This window comes from Dongia sp. agr-C8, assembly GCF_054658695.1.
Genome location: NZ_BAAGHZ010000004.1, coordinates 298,552 through 317,787 on the forward strand (window position 1 = coordinate 298,552; position 19,236 = coordinate 317,787).

The following is a 19,236-nucleotide window of genomic DNA, read 5'->3' on the forward strand; positions in this document are numbered from 1 at the left end:
CGATGTACCGTTACGACGAATTTGACGCCACCTTCGTTGCCGAGCGCGTGAAGCAGTTCCGCGGCCAGGTCGAGCGTCGATTGGCCGGCGAGCTGACCGAGGACGAGTTCCGCCCGTTGCGCCTGCAGAATGGCGTCTACCTGCAGCTCCATGCCTATATGCTGCGGATCGCGATCCCCTACGGTGAACTTTCGTCGAAGAAGCTGCGCAAGCTCGCCTTCATCGCGCGGCGCTACGACAAGGGCTTCGGCCATTTCACCACGCGCCAGAACATCCAGTTCAACTGGCCGGAGCTGGTGGACGTCCCCGACATCCTGGACCATCTCGCCGAAGTCGAGATGCATGCGATCCAAACCAGCGGCAACTGCATCCGCAACACCACAGCCGATCACTTCGCCGGCGTGGCGCCGGACGAAATCGAGGACCCGCGGGTCTGGGCCGAGATCATCCGGCAGTGGTCGACCCTGCACCCGGAGTTCGCCTTCCTGCCGCGCAAGTTCAAGATCGCGATCACCGGTGCGAGCCACGACCGCGCCGCGGTCAAGTTCCACGACATCGGCCTGAAGATGGTGAAGAACGAGGCCGGCGAGATCGGCTTCGAGGTCATCGTCGGCGGCGGCATGGGCCGGACGCCCGCGATCGGCCCCACCATCCGCAGCTTCCTGCCGAAGCAGCATCTCCTGAGCTATCTCGAGGCGATCCTGCGGGTCTATAACCTGCTCGGCCGCCGCGACAACCTCTACAAGGCGCGGATCAAGATCCTGGTGACGGCGACCGGCACGCAGGAGTTCGCGCGTCTGGTCGAGGAAGAGTGGGAGCGGATCAAGGACGGTGTGTTGACCCTCCCCAAGGAAGAGGTCGCGCGAATCCAGGCCTATTTCACGCCGCCGGAATACGAGAAGCTGCCAGTGATCTCGACCGAGCTTGAGACCGCGAAGCGCAGTGACGCCGCCTTTGCGCGGTGGGTCCGCGCCAACACCCATCCGCACAAGGTCGATGGCTACCGCATCGTCTCGATCTCGCTGAAGCCCGAGGGCGGTGCGCCGGGCGACGCCTCGGCCGACCAGATGGACCTGATCGCCGATCTTGCCGACGAATACAGCTTCAAGACCATCCGGGTCACGCACCACCAGAACCTGGTCCTGCCCAGCGTGCGGCAGCAGGATCTCTATGCGCTGTGGCAGCGTCTGGCCGCGGTGCGGCTGGCCAACCCCAATGTCGGCTTCCTGACCGACATCATCGCCTGCCCGGGCCTCGACTATTGCAACCTCGCGAATGCGCGGTCGATCCCGATTGCCCAACGCCTGTCGCGGCGCTTCAACGACTTCCAGCGGCTGGAGGAGATCGGCGAGCTTCGCCTCAACATCTCCGGCTGTATCAACGCCTGCGGGCATCACCACGCAGGCAATATCGGCATCCTCGGCGTCGATAAGCAGGGCGAGGAATTCTACCAGATCACCCTCGGCGGCTCGTCGAAGGACGATGCCTCGATCGGCAAGATCATGGGACCCGCCTTCTCGATCGACCAGGTGGCGGATGCCGTCGAAAACATCGTGAACGTCTATCTGGAAAAGCGGACCAACAAGGAAGAGCGGTTCCTGGAAACCTTCCGCCGGCTCGGCCTCGATCCGTTCAAGGAGAAAGTCTATGGCAATTCTCAAGCACGGCGCCCTGCAGCCGAATGATTGGCTGACCGTCGCGGACGACGCGGCTCTGCCGGAAGGCAAGCCCGCGGTGGTTTCGCTCGACCGCTGGCTGAAGGAGCGCGACACGCTCATCGGCCGCAACGCCCCGCTGGGCGTCCGTCTGAAGAGCGACCAGTCGCCGCTGGCGATCGCCGAGGATCTCGAGCGGATCTCGCTGATCGTGCTCGAGTTCCCGAAATTCACTGATGGCCGCGGCTATTCCCATGCCCGGGCGCTGCGCCAGCGTCTCGGCTACAAGGGCGAACTCCGGGCGGTCGGGAATGTGTTGCGCGACCAGTATCTGTTCATGGACCGCTGCGGCATCGATTCCATCGAGATCGCCGACGAGGCGAATGTCGCCGGCTACCTCGAATCCCTGGGCGAATTCTCCATCTGGTACCAGCCGGCGGCCGACAAGCGGCCGACGGTCCGCCACCTCCGCGCGGCAAAACGGATGGAACCCACGGGCGGCAGCGCGGTTGTTCGTGAGAGTGTAGCGGCCAGCTGGGCTTACTAGAGTCTACTCGAGCGTTCCCTCTAAACTAGCGGCGGCCTCCGGGCCGCCGCTCTTGTTTTTTGGACAAGCGCGGCGAGGGTATTCAACCCCGGGGAGAGGGAGATTTCCTCCGTGCTCCGCGCGTAAGAGAACGAAGCCATCTCGACCAGCAGCGAAAATCAACCCCCTCTCCCCTTGCGGGAGAGGGCGGGGCGAGGGGTCGCTCGATCCTTCCGACTAACGAATCTTCTCGTAAGCAGCCAGCGCCCGCTTCCGTGCCTCGTCATGCTCCAGGATTGGCTGCGGATAGTCGCGCCCCAGCACCACGCCCGCCGCGGCTAGGTCGATCGGCGACGCTTCCCAGGGCGCGTGGATCGCCTTCGCATCCAGCTTCGTCAGCTCCGGCACCCAGCGCCGGATATAGGCGCCATCCGGATCGAATTTCCGGCTTTGGGTGATCGGGTTGAAGATGCGGAAATAGGGCGCGGCATCGGCGCCGCTTCCCGCCACCCATTGCCAGTTCCCCGCATTCTGCGCGCGGTCGGCATCGACCAGCGTGTCCCAGAACCAGGCCTCGCCGCGGCGCCAGTCGATCAGCTGGTCCTTCACGAGGAAGGAGGCGGCGATCATGCGCACCCGGTTGTGCATCCAGCCAGTGGCCCAGAGCTGCCGCATGCCGGCATCGATGATCGGATAGCCGGTCAGCCCGCGCTGCCAGGCTTTCAGGCCCTTGCCGTGCGGCAGGAAGGGAAAGCCGCGGAACTTCGCCGACCAGGCTTCCTCGGGGAGTTTCGGGAAATGGTAGAGCAGGTGGCTGTTGAAATCCCGCCAGCCCAATTGCCGCAGGAAGGGCAGGGCGGCCTCGCCATGTCGCTCACGCAAGCGCCGCCAGATCTCATGCACGCTGATCTCGCCCCAGGCGAGATGCGGGCTCAGGCGCGAAGTACCCTCCCGATCCGGCCGGTCGCGGGTCTCGTCATAGCTGTCGGCTTTATCGAGCAAATCGGCGAGGCGTGCCGCAGCGCCGGCTTCGCCCGGCCGCCATTCCGCCGCGAAGCCCTCGCTCCATCCGGCCGTCACCTGCCAGTCTTCGAGAGGCTCACCCTCCGGCCAGGCCTGAGGCGCGCGCAGCTTGCGCGGCGCCGCCAGCGCGACCGGCGGACGATAGATTTCGGCGAGGCGCCGCCAGAACGGCGTGAAGACCCTGAACGATCCGCCGGTCCCGGTCTTCAGGCGCCAGGGCTCATGCAGCCGGTTGGCGGGATGATCGAGCGCGATCGCCCCATGTTTCGGCATGGCGGCGAGCACCGCGATGTCGGTCTTGATCGCATCGGGCTCGAGCGTGCGGTTGAAGTGAACCTCCACCGCACCGGTCTCCGCCACCAGCCCGGCAAGGATCGCGAGCGGATCGCCGGTCCGCAGCAGGATGTCGCTGCCGAGCATGCGCATTTGTTGCCGCAGCGCCGACAGGCTGCGGCCGCGCCACCAGGCCGAGGCGCCGCCGATCTCGTCCTGCTTCGGCCGGATGAAGACCGGGATGATCGGCCGGCTGGTCTTGACCGCGGCGGCGAGCGCCGGGTTGTCGCCGATCCGGAGATCGCGCCGCAGCCAGAGCAGGACCGGTTCCATCGTTACGCCTGTCATCATGTAGACAGAGTGGGACTCCGTCATTAGGGTCCAGCCTATCATGCTGAAAGAACGAATCCCCCTCGGCATCATCTGCGCCATGCCGGAAGAAATCGCGGCGCTGCTCGGCGACATGAGCGGAATCAACCGCCAGGAACTGGCCGGGCGCGAAGTCCTCACCGGGCAGTTGTTCGGCCGACCGGTCGCCATGATCGAAAGCGGCATCGGCAAGGTCGCCGCGGCAATGACGGCGACCCTGCTGCTCGACGGGCTCAGCTGCCGGGCCATCGTCATGTCGGGGGTCGCCGGGGGAATCGATCCGTCGCTCGCGATCGGCGACCTGGTGGTGGCGCAGCGCCTGGTCCAGCACGATTACGGCCGGCTGCAAGCGAATGGCGTGACGCCGTTCCGCCCCGGGGTGCCGCCCTTCGGCCCGGGCCGGACGGATTTCGGCTATGACTTGCCGGACGATCTGGTCGCGCGCATCCACACCGCGCTCGACGGCTTCACGCTGCCGTCGCTCCCCGCCGACCTGGTGGGCAAGGAGGCGCGGGCGCCGATGATCAAGATCGGGACCATCGTCAGCGGCGATCAGTTCATCAACGACGAAGGCGCGCGGGCGCGGCTCCAATCGGTGTTCGGCGCCCATGCCGTGGAGATGGAAGGCGCCGCCGTGGCGCAGGTCGCCGAGGCCTTCGGCGTGCCGGCGATCGTGATCCGCAGCTTGAGCGATCTCGCCGGCGCCGACAGCCATCTCGATTTCGGCAAGTTCGTCACCGCCGTGGCGCCGACCGCGGCCAAGGTCGTCGAACGGCTGGTGCCGGTTCTCGATTGATGGAAGCGCCGGGACTGGAAACGACGCTCATCGCGTTGGCGATCGGCTTGGCGGTAGGGGGCTTGGCGAACTGGCAGCTGCGCCGACCGGTCGATCTGCGCTGGCCGGTCGTGCCCTGGCTCGCCGTGCAGTTCCTGTCCCTGGCGGTGTTGCTGATCTTCGGCGCGCATCTGATCAGCCTGCTGACCGGCCACCCGTTCGGCCGGAACGTGAACTGACCTTTAGAAGGCGTCATGGCCGGGCTTGACCCGCCCATCTTTCTCCGCAGGGCACCAGATGCCCGGATCAAGTCCGGGCATGACGATTGCTGCTAGGCGAGCCGCTCGCGCCACTGGATGACTTCGACCTCGGCCTCGTCGCTGTCGAAGGCTTGCGGCTTCTGGACGCCCCAGATCGGGCGTGGCCAGGCGGGGTCGTCGGTGAAGCGGCCGATGACATGCACATGGAGCTGTGGCGTCACATTGCCGAGGGCCGCCACGTTCAGCTTCTCGGGTTTCAGGGCCGTCTTGATCGCCCGGCTGGCCCGGGCGATCTCGCCCAGCAGCAGGCCCTGGTCGGCGGTGGAGAGATCGATGATCTCCCGCTTGCCCACCCGGCGCGGGACCAGGATCAGCCAGGGATAGGCCCGGTCGTTCATCCGTAGCACCCGGCAGAGCGGCCAGTCCGTCAGGAACAGGCAATCATTGTCCAGCTGCGGGTCGAGCTCGAAATCGGTGGCCATGCATTCCCCCCCAGTGCATCCGCCGGGACTGTGTCCCAAGTCATATTCCCTCGGGCCTTGTCGCAATGTTACCAATGCGCGGCGTTTGGGACCGGGACTCCGAGGCAAGGTTAGCGGATGATCGGCCGGTTCCGCCACAATTTCGAGCCGTACCACCCGATGCTGCGTCCAGTGAGTGCCCGATGATCCAGATCCTGGCCAGCGTCTTCTCCCTGCTGCTGGGGGCCGCCATCCTGGTGGTCGGCAACGCGCTGCTCGGCATCGTGCTCCCGGTGCGCATGGGCATCGAGCATGTGCCGGAATTCCAGTCCGGCCTGGTCATGTCGGCCTATTACCTCGGCTTTGTCCTGGGCAGCGCCCGGATCCAGTCGCTGATCCGCCGCGCCGGCCATATCCGCGCCTTTGCCGCACTGGCCGCCATCATGACGGCCGCGGCCATGGTGCACGCGCTGGTCTTCGATATCTGGGTCTGGGCCGGGATGCGCGTCGTCGCCGGTTTCTGCCTCGCCGGCCTCTATGCGATCATCGAAAGCTGGCTCAACGTGAAGAGCAGCAACGAGAACCGAGGCCAGATTCTCTCGATCTATGTGGTGACGATCTACACCGCTTCGTTCGGCGGCCAGTTCCTGGTCAACATCGGAACGGTGCAGGGCACCGAGCTCTACTGCATCGTCGGTCTCGCGGTGGCGCTCTCCCTGGTGCCGGTGGTGCTGACCCGGGTCCCCGGCCCCGAGATCGACAAGATCAAGCCGATGAGCCTGATGGCGCTCTATCGCGCCTCGCCCTTGGGCGCCGTCGTCACCTGCGGCGCAGGCCTGCTCTCGGGCGCCTTCTATGCCTTGGGCGCGATCTACGCCAATTCGATCGGCCTTTCGGTGTTCGAGGTCTCGCTCTTCATGGGCGCGCCGATCTTCGGCGGCCTGGCGCTGCAATACCCGATCGGCTGGCTTTCGGACCGCTATGACCGGCGCACGGTGCTGCTCGGCGTGCTGGCGGGCACCCTGATCTCCAGCGTCAGCATCATCCTGATCGCGATGAAGCAGGGGCCTTTCGCCGGGACCCTGACGGCGGTCTTCGTCTTCGGCGGCTGTTTGGCGGCGATCTATCCGATCGCGGTCTCGCAGATCTACGATTATATCGACCGCGCCGAGATGGTCGGCGCCTCCGGCGGCCTGCTGCTGATCTGGTCGATCGGTGCCGTCGCCGGCCCGCTGATCGCCTCGGCCCTGATGGGCCCGTTCGGGCCGGGGGCGTTCTTCTTCTACCTGACGGCGGTGGCGCTGCTGCTGCTCATCTTCACCCGCTACCGCATGGTGCGCCGCGTGGCCCGGCCCGCCGGCGAGCAGACCGGCTTCGTGGCGATGCAGACCACCTCGGCGATCGCCGGCGCCCTCGACCCGCGCACCGACCCGCTGCCGGAATTCCACTACGAAGACATCGATCCAGGAGACCGGTAGGGCAGGCAAGCAGCAGCATACTCGCTCGTCATCCCGGGACTTGGTCCCGGGATCCACGCCTTCCTTTCATCGTGCCCAAGCCGCGGATCCCGGCGCCTAGCGCCGGGATGACGGCATTGACGGTTCAGACTCCTCACACCGGCCGATCGCCGAGAATCGTCGCCCGGTGCATGCGGCGGCGTTGCGGCCAGTAATCGGCGACCACCATGTGCTGGGTGATGCGGTTGTCCCAGAACAGGACGTCGCCGGTGCGCCAGCGGTGCCGATAGCCGTATTGCGGCTGCTCGGCATGGCGCCAGAGCAGCTCCAACAAGGCATCGCTCTCGTGCCGCTGCAGGCCTTCGATCGCCTCGGTGAAGCCGCGGTTGACGAACAACCCCTTCTCGCCGGTCTCCGGATGGGTGCGCACCACCGGATGGCTGACCGGTGGGTTGTTCCTGCGCGCCTTGGCGAATTTCTCCGGATCGCTGGTATCCCCGTAATAGGGACTGCTGCGGAAGCTGCGCTCGAAATCATGCCGCGCGGTGAGACCCTCCAGCGTGCGCTTCAGCGGCTCAGAAAGTCCGGCATAGGCGGCGCCGAGATCGGCGAAGAGAGTGTCGCCGCCGGTCTCCGGAATCTCCACGCCATAGAGGATCGAGCCCAAGGGCGGCGTTGCGATGAAGGTGACGTCGGTGTGGAACTCGTCCTTCTCCGGCGGCCGGTCCGGGCCGTAATCGAGGACGATGATTTCCGGGTTGTCGTTGCCCTCGTCGTTGTTCAGCAGCGGATGGACGTGAAGCTCGCCGAAGTTGCGGGCGAAGTCCTTCTGCTGGCGCGGGGTGAGCACCTGGTCCCGGAACAGCAGCAGCTTGTGCGTGGTGAGCGCGGTGCGGAGCGCGTTGAGGGTCTCGGTCGAATGCCGCGCGCCGAGATCGAGGCCGTGAATTTCCGCGACGAAGGTCGGGTTCAAGGGCGTGATGTCGAGCTCGGCGGTCAGCGGGTGGGCGCGCGGTGCGACGATGGTCCTGGGCATGAACTTCTCCTTGGGTTGACGGCTATTCCTGGCCCTTCCAGGGGGTCAGGCGGCGTTCGAGCAGTCTGAGGGCGGCGAGAAAGAGGGTGGCGAGCGCGGCGATGGTGAGGATTCCGACGAAGACCACGTCGGTCACCAGGAACTGCGCCGCCGAGAGCGTCATGAAGCCGAGCCCCTGGGTGGCGGCGACCAGCTCCGCGGCAACCAGCGTTGCCCAGCCGGAGCCGATGCCGAGCCTGAGGCCCGTCAGGATCTCCGGCAGCGCATTCGGCAGCACCACATGGCGGAAGATCTGCAGCTTGCCGGCGCCGAGGCTCTGCGCCGCCTGGATCCGGCCTTGGGCGACTGAGCGCACGCCCGCCTGGGCCGAGATCACGATCGGCGCGAACATCGCAAGGCTCAAGAGGATGATCTTCGCGGTCTCGCCGATGCCGAACCAGATGATTACCAGCGGCAGATAGGCGAGCGGCGGCACCGGCCAATAGAGCTGGATCGGCGGGCTGAAGATGCCCTTGACCCAGCGGTTCAATCCCATGGCCAGGCCGAGCGGCACACCGACCGCGGTTGCGATCGCAAACGCGGTCAGGATCCGGAACAGGCTGGTGCCGACATGCTGCAGCAAGGTCGCGTTGGAGAAGCCGTCGACCGCGACGGCATAGAACTGCGTCGCGACGTCGAGCGGCGAGGGCAGGAACAGCGGCGCCACCAGCTTGAGCTTGGTGACCAGGGCCCAGGCCAGCAGCAGGCCCAGGGCCGAGATCAACGTGATCGGGACGACGCGTCTTTCGACCCGCGCGCGCAGCGCACGCAGCGGCCAGGCCGCATTCGCGCCTTCAGCCTGCGCGAGCAAGGAGATGTCGACCATGACTCTCGGCTCCTGTGTTGTGGATCAGGTTGCGGATTTCCTCGCGGAGCGCGATGAATTCCGGGTCGGACTTCACCGCGGAGGCGTCGCGGGTCGCGACATAGCGCTGCACGAAGTCGAGATGGTAGCGCTGGATGATGCGCCACCCGGCCGGGGCGACATCACCACCACCTCGGTCCCGAGAAACAGCGCCTCCTCGATCGAATGGGTGATGAAGAAGATCGACTTCTTCGTCTCCGCCCAGAGATCGACGATCAACTCCTGCATGGTCTCGCGGGTGAGCGAGTCGAGCGCGCCCAGCGGCTCGTCCATCAGCAGGATCTCGGGATTGGTCGCGAGGGCGCGCGCCAGGGAGACGCGCTGGCGCATGCCGCCGGAGAGCTGGTAGGTGGCGGCCTTCTCGAAGCCCTCCAATCCCACCAGCGCCAGCAGTTCAAGCGCCTTTGCCTCGCGTTTCGGACGGTCGAAGCCGGCAAGCTTCAGGCCGAATGCCACGTTCTCTTGAACGGAAAGCCAGGGATAGAGCGTGTCTTTCTGGAAGACCACGCCGCGGTCCGGCCCCGGGCCGGTGACCGGGACGCCGTCCACGGTCACCGTGCCCTGGGAGAGACGCAGGAACCCGGCCATAGCGTTCAGCAAGGTGGTCTTGCCGCAGCCGGAAGCACCGAGCGCCACCACGAAACCCTGGCGGGGGATGGCGAGGGACGCATCCGCCAAGGCAAGGACGGGAGGGGAATCCTTGGCGTCGTAGGTGACGCTGGCATGCTCGACAACGAGTGTCATGGCCGGGTTCCTTCAGTTGCCGCGCTTCAGTTCGAGGCCAGGGTGGCCTGCACGAAGCGCGGATCGACGAAGGCGGCGTAGGAGTCCAGAACCTGGTTGATCTTCTGCTGCTCCTTCAGGAACACAGCGGTGTCCTTCAGCACGGAAGCGAGCTTGCTGCCTTCGCCGCCGCCGAGCCATTGCGCGCTGGCCTGCGCGGCGCCCGGGACGTAGACCGAGACCTTGATGCGGGCGGCGATGTCCTCGGGCTTGGCGCCGGTGAACTTCGAGAGCACCTTCACGTTCTCGGAGTCCGCGGTCCAATTCTCAGGATGGTCGTGCTGGTCCTTGTAGTACTTGTCCACGATCTTCACGAACTTCTGCACGAAGTCGGCATGCTCCTTCACCAGGTCATCGGTCGCGACCAGGGCGCCGAAAGTGACCGCGCCGCGCTCGGCCGCCTGCTTGGCGGTCAGGATCACCTTGCCGTTCTCCTGCAGCTTGCCGAGGGCCGGATCCCAGACGAAGGCGGCGTCGATGTCGCCGCGGGTCCAACCCGCCACGATCTCCGGCTGCGGGATCGCCAGCACCGTCGCCTCATCCGGCTTGATGCCTTCCTGCTTCAGGGTCGAGAGCAGCATGAAATGGTCGGTCGAGACCGGCGCGGCGGCGAGCTTCTTGCCCTTGAGATCCTTCAGGCTCTCGATGCCGCTGCCGTTGCGGACCACCAGCGCCTCGTCCTCGCCGGCGGCACCCGAGATGTAGACCGCCTTGACGTCGATGCCCTTGCTGACCGAGGCGGCGAAGGGGCTGGAGCCGACCTCGCCGATCTGGACGTCGCCGGCGGCGATCGCGGCGAAGATCTCGGCGCCGGAGTTGAACTGGCGGAACTCGACCTTCCAGCCCGGAATCGCCGCGATCTCGCCGGAAGCGACCGCGCGGGTCCAGGGTGAGAATCCGGTCTGGTAGGCGATGGTGACCGTGTTGTCGGCAGCTGCCGCCGTGGAGAGGCCGAGGCCGAAGGCCATGGCTGCAATGAGTGTGCGGGCGAGAGACATGCGAATACTCCTCTATGCGCGGCACGCTCTGCAAGCGTGCGCGGTGACTTGATCGGTTTGATAGGGTTTCAGAGCGCGGCTAGACGCGCCGAGCGGGCTTCAACAGCCGCGACAACACGCGGCCGGACAGAGACAGTCGGTCATCCTGGCCTCCTAGATCGGCCCCGCGGGGTGCAGCGCCGTCTTGTCCAATCTACGAAGATCGCGGCAACGGACAACGCAGAAGTTCTAGGGGGAGGGGACGAGGATTACTCGCTGTGGAAAGTGCGGCCGGTACACACCCCCATCCCGGCCTTCCCCCTGAAGGGGGAAGGAGAAGAAAGAAGCCGCAGCACAGAAAAGCCTTCCCTCCTTTAGGGGGAGGGTTGGGTGGGGGCGCCGCAGCCGTGATCCATCCAGGCGCAAACTACCGCTGCCGCGTCTGCCAGTCCTTGGCCTGATAAACCGGCGCGTTCGACTTCGGCAATGCCGGCTTGCCGAGGATCATGTCAGCGCATTTCTCGCCCATCATGATGGTCGGTGCATTGAGATTGCCGCTGACCACCGAAGGCATGATCGAGGCATCGACCACGCGCAGCGCCTCGAGCCCATGCACCCGCGCCTGCGGATCGACCACCGCCATCGCATCGGTGCCCATCTTGCAGGAGCAGGACGGGTGATAGGCGCTGTCGGCCCGCGCCCGGACAAAGGCGTCGATCTCCTCGTCCGACTGGGCGTGCTCCCCGGGCTGGATCTCCGGGCCGCGATAGGGATCGAAGGCCTTCTGGGCGAAGATCTCGCGGGTCAGTTTCACCGCGTCGCGGAACTCGCGGCGGTCGCGCTCGGTCTGAAGATAGAAGGGCTGGATCCGCGGATGATCGGTCGGGTCGGCGGACTTCAGCTTGATCCAGCCGCGGGCCTCCTGGCGCATGTTGCCGATATGCACCTGATAGGCATGGCTGGTGCCGTTCTTGCGCCCGTGGTCGTTCACCGTCGAGGGCAGGAAATGGAACTGCAGGTTCGGATGCTCGATGCCGGCCTCCGAGCGGATGAAGCCGCCGGCCTCCAGATGCGAGGTGGCACAGATCCCCTTCTTGGTCAGGAACCATTTGATGCCCGCCGCCACCATCGGCAGCGGCTTGGTGTAGGTGTAGAGCGTGATCGGCTGCTTGCATTGCTGCTGCACATACATCTCCAGATGCTCCTGGAGATTCTGGCCGACGCCCGGCAGGTCGTGGTGCACGTTGACGCCGACCTCGCGCAGGTGATCGGCCGGGCCAACGCCGGAGAGCATCAGCAGCTGCGGCGAGTTGATGGCGCCGCCCGAGAGGATCACCTCGCGTTCCGCCCGATACCGCTTCACCTGGCCGTTCTGCTTGAATTCGACGCCGACCGCGCGCTTGCCCTCGAACAGCACGCGGCTGGTGAGCGCGCCGGTCTCGACCGTGACATTGCCGCGCTTCTCGGCAGGACGCAGATAGGCCATGGCCGCGGACCAGCGACGCCCGTTATGGGTCGTCATGTCCATCTTGCCGGCGCCTTCCTGCTGATAGCCGTTCATGTCCTCGGTATAGGGATAGCCCGCCTGCTGCATCGCCTCGATGAAGGCCTCGTAGAGCGGGTTCGGCGTGTTGCCGGTATGGGTCCAGAGCGGGCCGTCTTGCCCGTGATACTGGTCGTTGCGGCTCTCGGAATGCTCGGCGCGGCGGAAGTAGGGCAGGATCTCCTGGTAGGACCAGCCCGTGCAGTTCTCCTTGAAGGCCCAGCGGTCGTAGTCCAGCGCATGGCCGCGGATATAGACCATGGCATTGAGGCTCGACGAACCACCGAGCACGCGGCCGCGCGGCCAGTACATGACCCGGTTGTTCATGTAGGGTTGCGGCTCGGTTTCGTAGTACCAGTTGTAGCGGTCGTGGCAGAGGTTATACATCAGCGCCGCCGGCATATGGATCTGCCAGTTCCACCAATGATCCTTCGGCCCCGCTTCCAGCACGCAGACTTTCAGCGCCGGATCCTCGCTCAGCCGATGGGTGAGGACGCAGCCGGCCGAGCCGGCGCCGACGATGACATAGTCGAATATGCGGTCGAATTTCATTTCAGCTTGGTATCCAGGCGGGCGGTGAGATAGTCGAGCACCAGGCGGCGGGCGCGGGCGGAATCCGGCCCGTCCTGGGCGAGGGCCGCGCGCAGCCAGAGCCCGTCGATCAGCGCTTCGGTCACCCGGGCGATCTCCTGGGCGTCCTTGCGCCCCATCAGCTTCAGGGCATGCACCAGGTTGTCGCGCAGCCGCGAGATGATGACATGCTGGATCCGGGCGAGGCGGGGGCTGGTCGGTACCTGCGCCCAGAAAGCCAGCCAGGCGGAAACGCCCTCGGGGGTGAAAATGTCGGTGCCGAGATTGCCGTCGATCACCGCCAGCAGCCGCTCGGTCGGCGTCCGGGCCACGTTCAGCCGGCGCACCACGCAAAGCCGCAGCTTGGTTCCCAGCGCCCGCAGGGTGGATTCCAGCAGCTCGGCCTTGTCCTCGAAATAGTGGTGGACGATGCCGGTCGAGACCCCGGCCTTGGCCGAGATCCGGCTGAGGCTGGATTCCGCGAAGCCGACCTCATGGATCGAGGCGATGGTCGCCTCGATCAGCTGCCGGCGCCGGATTTCCTCCATCCCCAGTTTCGGCATCGTCTCCCACCCGCCGGTTCCAAGCCGGCCATACTGCGGGTCTTATATTGGACGATCAATCAAAAAAGGACTGGGCAAATGCCGCGGACGCGTCATAAGATGGCGTAGATGTGAAACTCGCGATATGAACGCGACGTATAAAATCATGCAGGAAGGCCCCGGCACCGGCAGGGCAAAAAAACAAGAACAGCCGGAAAGAGCCGAGGCGACTTGGGACGCTGGTTCAACATGGGAGACAATCAATGAAGTTGCGTAATCTTCTCGCCGCCGCCGCGGCCGTCACGGCCTTGACCGCCTCGGCCGCTTTCGCCGCCGATCCGGAAGCTTGCAAGACCGTGCATTTCGCGGATGTGGGCTGGACCGACAACGGTGCGCAGAACGGCCTGTTCAGCGCGGTCGCAAAGGGTCTCGGCTACGAGCCGAAGATCGATCCGCTGGCTCTGCCCCTCATCCTCGAGGCGCTGAAGGCCAAGCAGCTCGACTTCTTCCTCGACAACTGGATGCCGTCGAACGCCGCGAACGTGCAGCCCTACCTGGACGAGAAGTCGATCGAGCAGCTGGCGCCGAACCTGACCGGGGCCGGCTATGGCCCGGTGGTTCCGGACTATGTCGCCGAGGCCGGCGTCAAGGACATCAAGGATCTCGGCGCCAACAAGGACAAGTTCGGCGGCAAGTTCTACGGCATCGAGCCGGGCAACGACGGCAACAAGATCATCCAGGCCAAGATCGACGATGCCAATTCCGGCATGGCCGGCTTCGAGCTGGTTGAATCCTCGGAGCAGGGCATGCTGGCCGAGGCGCAGAAGGCCATCGAGAAGAAGGAATGGGTTGCCTTCCTCGCCTGGGTGCCGCATCCGGTCATGAACAACATGAAGCTGCACTACCTGACCGGCTTCGAGAAGGACGGTTTCGGCTCGGCCGAGATCAGCGCGCTGACCCGTCCGGGCTATGTCACCGAATGCCCGAACATCGGCAAGTTCCTGACCAACGTGAAGTTCGACCTCAACATGGAAACCCAGGTGATGGACGAGATCGCCAAGGGCACCGAGGGCGAAACCGCGGGCGCCAACTGGCTGAAGGCGAATCCGGGCGTGCTGGACGGCTGGCTGGCCGGCGTCACCACGATCGACGGCGGCGACGGCCTCGCCGCGGTGAAGAAGTCGCTGGGCCTCTGAGCCTTCCGGGAACTTGGCCGGACCAAACATGATCTAGGCGGCCCCAGCTTAATTTCTTAAGCTGGGGCCGTTTCCTTTGTCGGACCCGAGGGGATTCGGGGTCGCGACGGAGTACGGGGAGTTCATGGAACAGATCGCAGCGATCATCACGGGCTGGAAGATTCCGGTCGGACTTTGGGCCAAGGCCGTCATCGACTGGCTGAAGAGCAACCTCGGCTGGTTGTTCGATTTCCTGTCGGGCAATGCCCGGGATTTCATGGAATGGGTCGCCCAGCTGCTGGCCGGGATCCCGCCTATCGTCTTCATTCTGTTGATTGCGGCGCTCGCGCTGTGGCGGCATCGCGACTGGCGCATCCCCCTCTTCGTCATCGTCGGGTTCCTGTTTATCTGGAACCAGGGCATGTGGGACGAGATGATCAACACCTTGGTCCTGGTGTTCTTCGCGACCGCAGTCAGCCTGCTCATCGGCGTGCCCCTCGGCATCTATTCGGCGCGGCGGAAATGGCTCTGGAACGCGGTCGCCCCGGTTCTGGATCTGCTGCAGACCCTGCCGACTTTCGTCTATCTGGTTCCCGCTTTCGCATTGTTCGGCCTTGGCATGGTGCCTGCGGTGGTCGCCACGGTCATCTTCGCCGTCGCCGCACCCGCGCGCCTGACCTATCTCGGCATCACCCAGGTGCCGACCGCGCTGGTGGAGGCGGGCGAGGCGTTCGGTTGCACCCGCTCGCAGCTGCTTTTCAAAGTGACCCTGCCCGCGGCCCTGCCGAGCATCATGACCGGCGTCACCCAATGCATCATGCTCTGCCTCTCGATGGTGGTCATCGCCTCCTTCGTCGGTGCTCCGGGTCTCGGCCATCCGGTGGTCCGCGCCTTGTCGACCGCCAATGTGGCGCTCGGCTTTGAAGCGGGATTTTGCATCGTCATTCTCGCCATCATCCTCGATCGGATCCTGAAGCAGCCGACGCGGCGCCGTCGTGTGAAGAAAGCCTGAGGCCGGCCCCATGACTGAATCCCAGACCGCACAAACCGCCGTCCGCTTCGAGCATGTCGACGTGGTCTTCGGCCAGCACCAGGCCGAGGCGATTTCTCTCCTTGACAAGGGCGAGGGCCGGGACAGCATCCTCGACAAGACCGGCTGCCTGGTCGGCGTCCACGACGCCTCGGTCTTCGTCGACCGCGGCGAGATCCTGGTGCTGATGGGCCTATCCGGCTCCGGCAAGTCCTCGCTGCTCCGCTGCGTCAACGGCCTCAACAAGGTCAGCCGCGGCAAGGTCATCGTCAACGACGGCAAGCGCGAGGTCGACGTCGCAAGCTGCGACGCCGAGACCCTGCGCCAGGTCCGGCGCAACAACATCTCGATGGTGTTTCAGCAGTTCGGCCTGATGCCCTGGCTCACCGTGCACGAGAACGTCGGCTTCGGCCTCGACGTGCGCGGCATGAGCAAGGCAGACCGCGACAAGGTGGTTGACGAGAAGATCGCCCTGGTGCGGCTCGACAAGTTCGCCGAAAAGTTCCCGCACGAGCTCTCCGGCGGCATGCAGCAGCGCGTCGGCCTCGCCCGCGCCTTCGCCACCGAGGCGGATATCCTGCTGATGGACGAGCCGTTCTCGGCCTTGGATCCGCTGATCCGCGAGCATCTCCAGGACGAACTGATGGAGCTCCAGCGCCGGCTGCACAAGACGATCATCTTCGTCAGCCACGATCTCGACGAGGCGCTGAAGATCGGCAGCCGGATCGCCATCATGGAGGCCGGGCGCGTGGTCCAGTTCGGCCGTCCGGAGGACATCATCCTCAATCCCGTGAACGACTACGTCAGGCAGTTCGTCGCCTCGATGAACCCGCTGACCGTTCTCAAGGGCGGCACCTTGATGCGGCCGGTCGGTGACCTCGCGCGCGAACAGGGTTCCTCGATGATCCAGCTCGACCGCGCCGGCAAGTGCCGCTGCCGGCTGGATGCCCAGGGCAAGCCGGTCGACCTCATCGTCAACGGCAAGCCGGGGCAGTTCCTGCCCTATGCGACCGATCTGGTCCTCGACCGGCTGGGGGACAACGTCATGGTCTGCGGCACCCCGGTGACGCCGATGCGGGCCGCCGTCATGGTGCGCCAGCAGACCAAGCGGCCGCTGGTCCTCATCGGTGACAGCGGCGAGCTGATCGGTGTCGTCGGCGAGCATGAGCTCTATCGCGGCATGCTGCGGCAGACCGAATATGCGCGCGTCAACCAGCCGGACCCGGCGACCGTGGAGACGCCGTGACCTTCCGCCCATGATCGAAGCCATACTCTTCGACAAGGACGGAACGCTGTTCGACTTCTACCGGACCTGGGGTGCCGTCACCGAGGAAGCCGCCTTGCTCGCCGCCGAGGGCGATGCCGCGCGCGCCGCGGAGATCATGCTGAAATCGGGCAAGGATGCCGTGACCGGGCGCTACCTGCCAGGCTCGGTCATCGCCTCGGGCAGCAACCGCGAGATCGTGGCGCTCTGGGCCGAACTGCTCGGCCGCACCGACGTGGACAGCCTCTACGGCTCGGTCTCCGCGCATTTCCTCAAGCGCCAGACCGAGGTCATGCACCCGGTGGTCGACTTCAACAGCTTCTTCGCGCGCCTGCGCGACCGCGGCTATCGCCTCGGCATCGCCACCATGGACAGCGAACTCGCGGCGCACCAGGCGATGGACAAGTTCGGCGTCAAGCAGGCGCTGGACTTCATCTGCGGCTTTGACACCGGCCACGGCACCAAGCCCGGCGGCGGCATGGTCGAAGCCTTCGCCCGTCTCATGCAGCTCCCGGCCTCCGCCATCGCCGTGGTCGGCGACAGCCCGCACGACATGCACATGGCGCGCGCGGGCAAGGCGGGAAGGGCGATCGGCGTCCTGACCGGTGTCAGTTCGAAGGACGCGCTGCTGGAAGCCGGCGCGCATGTCGTGCTGGAAAGCATCGCCGATCTCGAAGCGGCACTCTGAGGCCGCTCACGCCGCCTGCCGGTTCCCCCGCAGCCAGGCCCGCATCGCCGCGAGTCCTTCGGGCACATACGATCGCCCGAAACCGATGCGGAACCGATCCGTCGGGGTCGGCGTCAGCGCCGATTGATAGATGCTGGACGGCAGCAGGACCACGCCGATCTCTTCGGCAATCCGCCGGCAGAAATTCTCGACGCCGTCCTTGCCCTTGTAGCGGGGAAAGCCGATGCAGCCGCCGTCCGGCACCTGCCAGTCGAACAGCGCGTCGAACTCGGCGAAGAAGGCATTCACGTCTGTGAGGTTGCGCTCGATCAACGCGAGATTGCGCGCCACGATCCGTTCGCGTGCCTTGAGCGCAATGACGGCGAGATGCTCGCTCGGGCCGGCGTTGCAGATCGAGAGATAATGCTTGATCCGCTCCATGCGCGAGAGCAAGGCGCGGTCGCGGCAGGCGATCCAGCCGACCCGCAGTCCCGGCAATCCGTAAGCCTTCGACATGACGTTGAGCGAAAGCGCGCGCTCATAGACCTCGGCCGCCTGCGGCAGCTGCAGTTCCGGTCGCCGCTCCAGGCCGCGATAGACCTCGTCGGAGAAGAGATAGATCCCGCGTTCGCGGCAGAGCTTCACCACCGCGTCGAAGGTCGCGGAGTCGATCACCTTGCCGGTGGGATTGTGCGGGAAGTTGATCAGGACCAGCTTGGTATAGGGCCGGAGCGCCACATGCAGTTCGTCAATGTCGAGCGCCCAGTTCTCGCGCTCGCGCAGTGCGACCCCCGTGGTGGCGCAGATCGAGAGTGGCAGGGTCTCGCTGGACTGGTAGTTGGGGGTGACGACGACCGCATGGGACTCCTTGTCCAGCAAGGCATGCATCGCGCAGAAGATGCCTTCCTCGGCGCCGGCGAAGGCCAGCACGTCTTCCGGCTGAAGGCCGGCATAGGTCCCGGCGACGGCGGCGCGCAGCGGCGGCGTGCCCATGGTCTCGATATAGCCGAGGCGCAGCTGGTCTAGGGCGGCGCCGTCCTCCGGGGTCGCCAGGGCCAGCAGCTCGGCGATCGACATCGATTCCATGTCCGAGGCGGTCATGTGATAGCGCGCCGAGAATTCCCACTTCGCGAGATAGGTCTCGAGCTTGAAATCGGGCAGCATGGTCACTTGCGTTTCCCCGTCTTTGCTTGGGTCTTGGCCCCCGGCGCTCGAGCCCCGGAAGCACGCGCTTGCCGCAGCAGCAGATAGACCGTGGTGCGCGAGAGATCGAGCGCTGCCGCGATGTGATCGACCGCGCGGCGGGTCTGGAAGGCGCCGCTCTGGTCGAGATGCTCGATGAGCGCCACCCGTCCGGCCTGGTCGAGCGATTGGATGCTCAGGTTGCGGCGTTTCAGGTAGTCGGCGATCTGCAGGTTGATCTGCTCGCGGATGTCCTGGCGGAACATCCAGTCCGGCCGGCTCTCACTGGTGGCGCCGAAGCTCTGCAGCAGCCGGGCCGCCGCGTCGAACTGCGAGACGTCGAGGTTGATGCAGAGCAGGAAGCGGGGAATCTGCATCCGGTCGCGCAGGATGGCGCTGATCGATTTCAGCCGCGTGCCCCTTGGACTGGCTTTCTCATAGGGACCGGCGACGTTCTCTTCCACCAGTTCCGGATCGATGTCGTCGAGATCGGAGGGTTCGCCCGGCTTGCGTCCGGAGAACGGGTTCCAGATCTTGGCGATCTTTCCGGTCGCGAGGTCGTGCAGCACGATCTCGGCATGGGGATGCAGCAGCTGGACGATGGTCTCGGCGATCGCGTCGACCACCGGTCCGAGCGGCATCACATGGCTCGGCAGTTCGATCAGTCGGCTGGGCTGCGGCGTTTTCATTCCGTACAGTCTGTACGTTACGGACGATTTGTCAATGTCCGCGCCGGCGATTGCCAAGGGATTGGAAAAACTGCA

Annotated in this window: 19 protein-coding genes; 9 read left to right on the top strand and 10 right to left on the bottom strand. The window is 65.4% G+C overall.

What is annotated here, in order from left to right; translation table 11 throughout:
• Positions 1-2 precede the first annotated feature (2 nt).
• The gene (locus ACYQ4T_RS21690) at positions 3-1,685 is read left to right on the top strand and encodes a nitrite/sulfite reductase (protein ID WP_459858678.1); all 1,683 of its coding nucleotides are present in this window, start codon (positions 3-5) and stop codon (positions 1,683-1,685) included.
• The gene (locus ACYQ4T_RS21695) at positions 1,648-2,202 is read left to right on the top strand and encodes a DUF934 domain-containing protein (protein ID WP_459858679.1); all 555 of its coding nucleotides are present in this window, start codon (positions 1,648-1,650) and stop codon (positions 2,200-2,202) included. Before ACYQ4T_RS21690 ends, ACYQ4T_RS21695 begins: the two co-directional genes overlap by 38 nt.
• Positions 2,203-2,418: 216 nt before the next feature.
• Here the strand turns inward: ACYQ4T_RS21695 and ACYQ4T_RS21700 are convergent, their stop codons facing one another.
• Positions 2,419-3,810, bottom strand: coding sequence for a cryptochrome/photolyase family protein (locus ACYQ4T_RS21700; RefSeq protein WP_459858680.1), 1,392 nt, complete (start codon positions 3,808-3,810; stop codon positions 2,419-2,421).
• 58 nt (positions 3,811-3,868) lie between these two features.
• Between ACYQ4T_RS21700 and ACYQ4T_RS21705 the strand changes: the two genes are divergently transcribed.
• Positions 3,869-4,642 carry a 5'-methylthioadenosine/adenosylhomocysteine nucleosidase gene (locus ACYQ4T_RS21705; RefSeq protein ID WP_459858681.1) on the top strand — a complete coding sequence of 258 codons (774 nt, stop codon included), beginning with the start codon at positions 3,869-3,871 and terminating at the stop codon, positions 4,640-4,642.
• Positions 4,642-4,860, top strand: coding sequence for a hypothetical protein (locus ACYQ4T_RS21710; protein WP_459858682.1), 219 nt, complete (start codon positions 4,642-4,644; stop codon positions 4,858-4,860). Before ACYQ4T_RS21705 ends, ACYQ4T_RS21710 begins: the two co-directional genes overlap by 1 nt.
• 92 nt (positions 4,861-4,952) lie before the next feature.
• On the opposite strand, the gene ACYQ4T_RS21715 is transcribed toward ACYQ4T_RS21710, so the two are convergent.
• Positions 4,953-5,363 (bottom strand): HIT domain-containing protein, encoded by a 411-nt coding sequence (locus tag ACYQ4T_RS21715; RefSeq protein WP_459858683.1) that lies wholly within the window; start codon positions 5,361-5,363, stop codon positions 4,953-4,955.
• A gap of 182 nt (positions 5,364-5,545) precedes the next feature.
• Here ACYQ4T_RS21715 and ACYQ4T_RS21720 point away from each other — a divergent pair, with 182 nt between their 5' ends.
• On the top strand, positions 5,546-6,820 hold the full coding sequence (locus ACYQ4T_RS21720; protein ID WP_459858685.1) for an MFS transporter: 1,275 nt from the start codon (positions 5,546-5,548) through the stop codon (positions 6,818-6,820).
• 133 nt (positions 6,821-6,953) lie between these two features.
• On the opposite strand, the gene tauD is transcribed toward ACYQ4T_RS21720, so the two are convergent.
• The 6 genes from tauD to betI form a co-directional block, all read right to left on the bottom strand.
• Positions 6,954-7,835 (bottom strand): taurine dioxygenase, encoded by an 882-nt coding sequence (gene tauD, locus ACYQ4T_RS21725; protein WP_459858686.1) that lies wholly within the window; start codon positions 7,833-7,835, stop codon positions 6,954-6,956.
• 22 nt (positions 7,836-7,857) lie between these two features.
• Positions 7,858-8,700 (bottom strand): ABC transporter permease subunit, encoded by an 843-nt coding sequence (locus tag ACYQ4T_RS21730; protein WP_459858687.1) that lies wholly within the window; start codon positions 8,698-8,700, stop codon positions 7,858-7,860.
• 72 nt (positions 8,701-8,772) lie between these two features.
• Positions 8,773-9,483, bottom strand: coding sequence for a taurine ABC transporter ATP-binding protein (locus tag ACYQ4T_RS21735; protein WP_459858688.1), 711 nt, complete (start codon positions 9,481-9,483; stop codon positions 8,773-8,775).
• Positions 9,484-9,509: 26 nt separating this feature from the next.
• A complete protein-coding gene (locus ACYQ4T_RS21740; RefSeq protein WP_459858690.1) occupies positions 9,510-10,520 on the bottom strand; it encodes a taurine ABC transporter substrate-binding protein in 1,011 nt (336 codons plus the stop codon).
• A 406-nt stretch (positions 10,521-10,926) separates the two neighbouring features.
• Positions 10,927-12,594, bottom strand: coding sequence for a choline dehydrogenase (gene betA, locus ACYQ4T_RS21745; RefSeq protein ID WP_459858691.1), 1,668 nt, complete (start codon positions 12,592-12,594; stop codon positions 10,927-10,929).
• Positions 12,591-13,175: a choline-binding transcriptional repressor BetI gene (betI, locus tag ACYQ4T_RS21750; RefSeq protein WP_459858692.1), complete on the bottom strand. Its 585-nt coding sequence runs from the start codon at positions 13,173-13,175 to the stop codon at positions 12,591-12,593. The genes betA and betI overlap by 4 nt, the downstream gene beginning before the upstream one ends.
• A gap of 242 nt (positions 13,176-13,417) precedes the next feature.
• On the opposite strand from betI, the gene ACYQ4T_RS21755 reads away from it, so the two are divergent.
• From ACYQ4T_RS21755 to ACYQ4T_RS21770, 4 genes are all read left to right on the top strand, one after another.
• Positions 13,418-14,350: a glycine betaine ABC transporter substrate-binding protein gene (locus tag ACYQ4T_RS21755; RefSeq protein WP_459858693.1), complete on the top strand. Its 933-nt coding sequence runs from the start codon at positions 13,418-13,420 to the stop codon at positions 14,348-14,350.
• A 124-nt stretch (positions 14,351-14,474) separates the two neighbouring features.
• Positions 14,475-15,341 carry a choline ABC transporter permease subunit gene (choW, locus tag ACYQ4T_RS21760; RefSeq protein WP_459858694.1) on the top strand — a complete coding sequence of 289 codons (867 nt, stop codon included), beginning with the start codon at positions 14,475-14,477 and terminating at the stop codon, positions 15,339-15,341.
• Between the two features lie 10 nt (positions 15,342-15,351).
• Positions 15,352-16,605, top strand: a complete 1,254-nt coding sequence (choV, locus tag ACYQ4T_RS21765) for a choline ABC transporter ATP-binding protein (RefSeq protein ID WP_459858695.1) — start codon at positions 15,352-15,354, stop codon at positions 16,603-16,605.
• Between the two features lie 10 nt (positions 16,606-16,615).
• Entirely contained in the window at positions 16,616-17,311 is a 696-nt protein-coding gene (locus ACYQ4T_RS21770; protein ID WP_459858697.1) for an HAD family hydrolase, read from the top strand.
• 6 nt (positions 17,312-17,317) lie between these two features.
• On the opposite strand, the gene ACYQ4T_RS21775 is transcribed toward ACYQ4T_RS21770, so the two are convergent.
• Complete coding sequence (locus ACYQ4T_RS21775) at positions 17,318-18,454, bottom strand: aminotransferase class I/II-fold pyridoxal phosphate-dependent enzyme (RefSeq protein ID WP_459859199.1); 1,137 nt, start codon at positions 18,452-18,454, stop codon at positions 17,318-17,320.
• A 2-nt stretch (positions 18,455-18,456) separates the two neighbouring features.
• Positions 18,457-19,161 (bottom strand): helix-turn-helix transcriptional regulator, encoded by a 705-nt coding sequence (locus ACYQ4T_RS21780; RefSeq protein WP_459858698.1) that lies wholly within the window; start codon positions 19,159-19,161, stop codon positions 18,457-18,459.
• Positions 19,162-19,236 lie beyond the last annotated feature (75 nt).

Coding starts and splice junctions, on each gene's coding strand:
- ACYQ4T_RS21690 (WP_459858678.1), top strand. CDS start 3: ATGTACCGTTACGACGAATTTGACGCCACCTTCGTTGCCGAGCGCGTG.
- ACYQ4T_RS21695 (WP_459858679.1), top strand. CDS start 1,648: ATGGCAATTCTCAAGCACGGCGCCCTGCAGCCGAATGATTGGCTGACC.
- ACYQ4T_RS21700 (WP_459858680.1), bottom strand. CDS start 3,810: ATGGAACCGGTCCTGCTCTGGCTGCGGCGCGATCTCCGGATCGGCGAC.
- ACYQ4T_RS21705 (WP_459858681.1), top strand. CDS start 3,869: ATGCTGAAAGAACGAATCCCCCTCGGCATCATCTGCGCCATGCCGGAA.
- ACYQ4T_RS21710 (WP_459858682.1), top strand. CDS start 4,642: ATGGAAGCGCCGGGACTGGAAACGACGCTCATCGCGTTGGCGATCGGC.
- ACYQ4T_RS21715 (WP_459858683.1), bottom strand. CDS start 5,363: ATGGCCACCGATTTCGAGCTCGACCCGCAGCTGGACAATGATTGCCTG.
- ACYQ4T_RS21720 (WP_459858685.1), top strand. CDS start 5,546: ATGATCCAGATCCTGGCCAGCGTCTTCTCCCTGCTGCTGGGGGCCGCC.
- tauD (WP_459858686.1), bottom strand. CDS start 7,835: ATGCCCAGGACCATCGTCGCACCGCGCGCCCACCCGCTGACCGCCGAG.
- ACYQ4T_RS21730 (WP_459858687.1), bottom strand. CDS start 8,700: ATGGTCGACATCTCCTTGCTCGCGCAGGCTGAAGGCGCGAATGCGGCC.
- ACYQ4T_RS21735 (WP_459858688.1), bottom strand. CDS start 9,483: ATGACACTCGTTGTCGAGCATGCCAGCGTCACCTACGACGCCAAGGAT.
- ACYQ4T_RS21740 (WP_459858690.1), bottom strand. CDS start 10,520: ATGTCTCTCGCCCGCACACTCATTGCAGCCATGGCCTTCGGCCTCGGC.
- betA (WP_459858691.1), bottom strand. CDS start 12,594: ATGAAATTCGACCGCATATTCGACTATGTCATCGTCGGCGCCGGCTCG.
- betI (WP_459858692.1), bottom strand. CDS start 13,175: ATGCCGAAACTGGGGATGGAGGAAATCCGGCGCCGGCAGCTGATCGAG.
- ACYQ4T_RS21755 (WP_459858693.1), top strand. CDS start 13,418: ATGAAGTTGCGTAATCTTCTCGCCGCCGCCGCGGCCGTCACGGCCTTG.
- choW (WP_459858694.1), top strand. CDS start 14,475: ATGGAACAGATCGCAGCGATCATCACGGGCTGGAAGATTCCGGTCGGA.
- choV (WP_459858695.1), top strand. CDS start 15,352: ATGACTGAATCCCAGACCGCACAAACCGCCGTCCGCTTCGAGCATGTC.
- ACYQ4T_RS21770 (WP_459858697.1), top strand. CDS start 16,616: ATGATCGAAGCCATACTCTTCGACAAGGACGGAACGCTGTTCGACTTC.
- ACYQ4T_RS21775 (WP_459859199.1), bottom strand. CDS start 18,454: ATGCTGCCCGATTTCAAGCTCGAGACCTATCTCGCGAAGTGGGAATTC.
- ACYQ4T_RS21780 (WP_459858698.1), bottom strand. CDS start 19,161: ATGAAAACGCCGCAGCCCAGCCGACTGATCGAACTGCCGAGCCATGTG.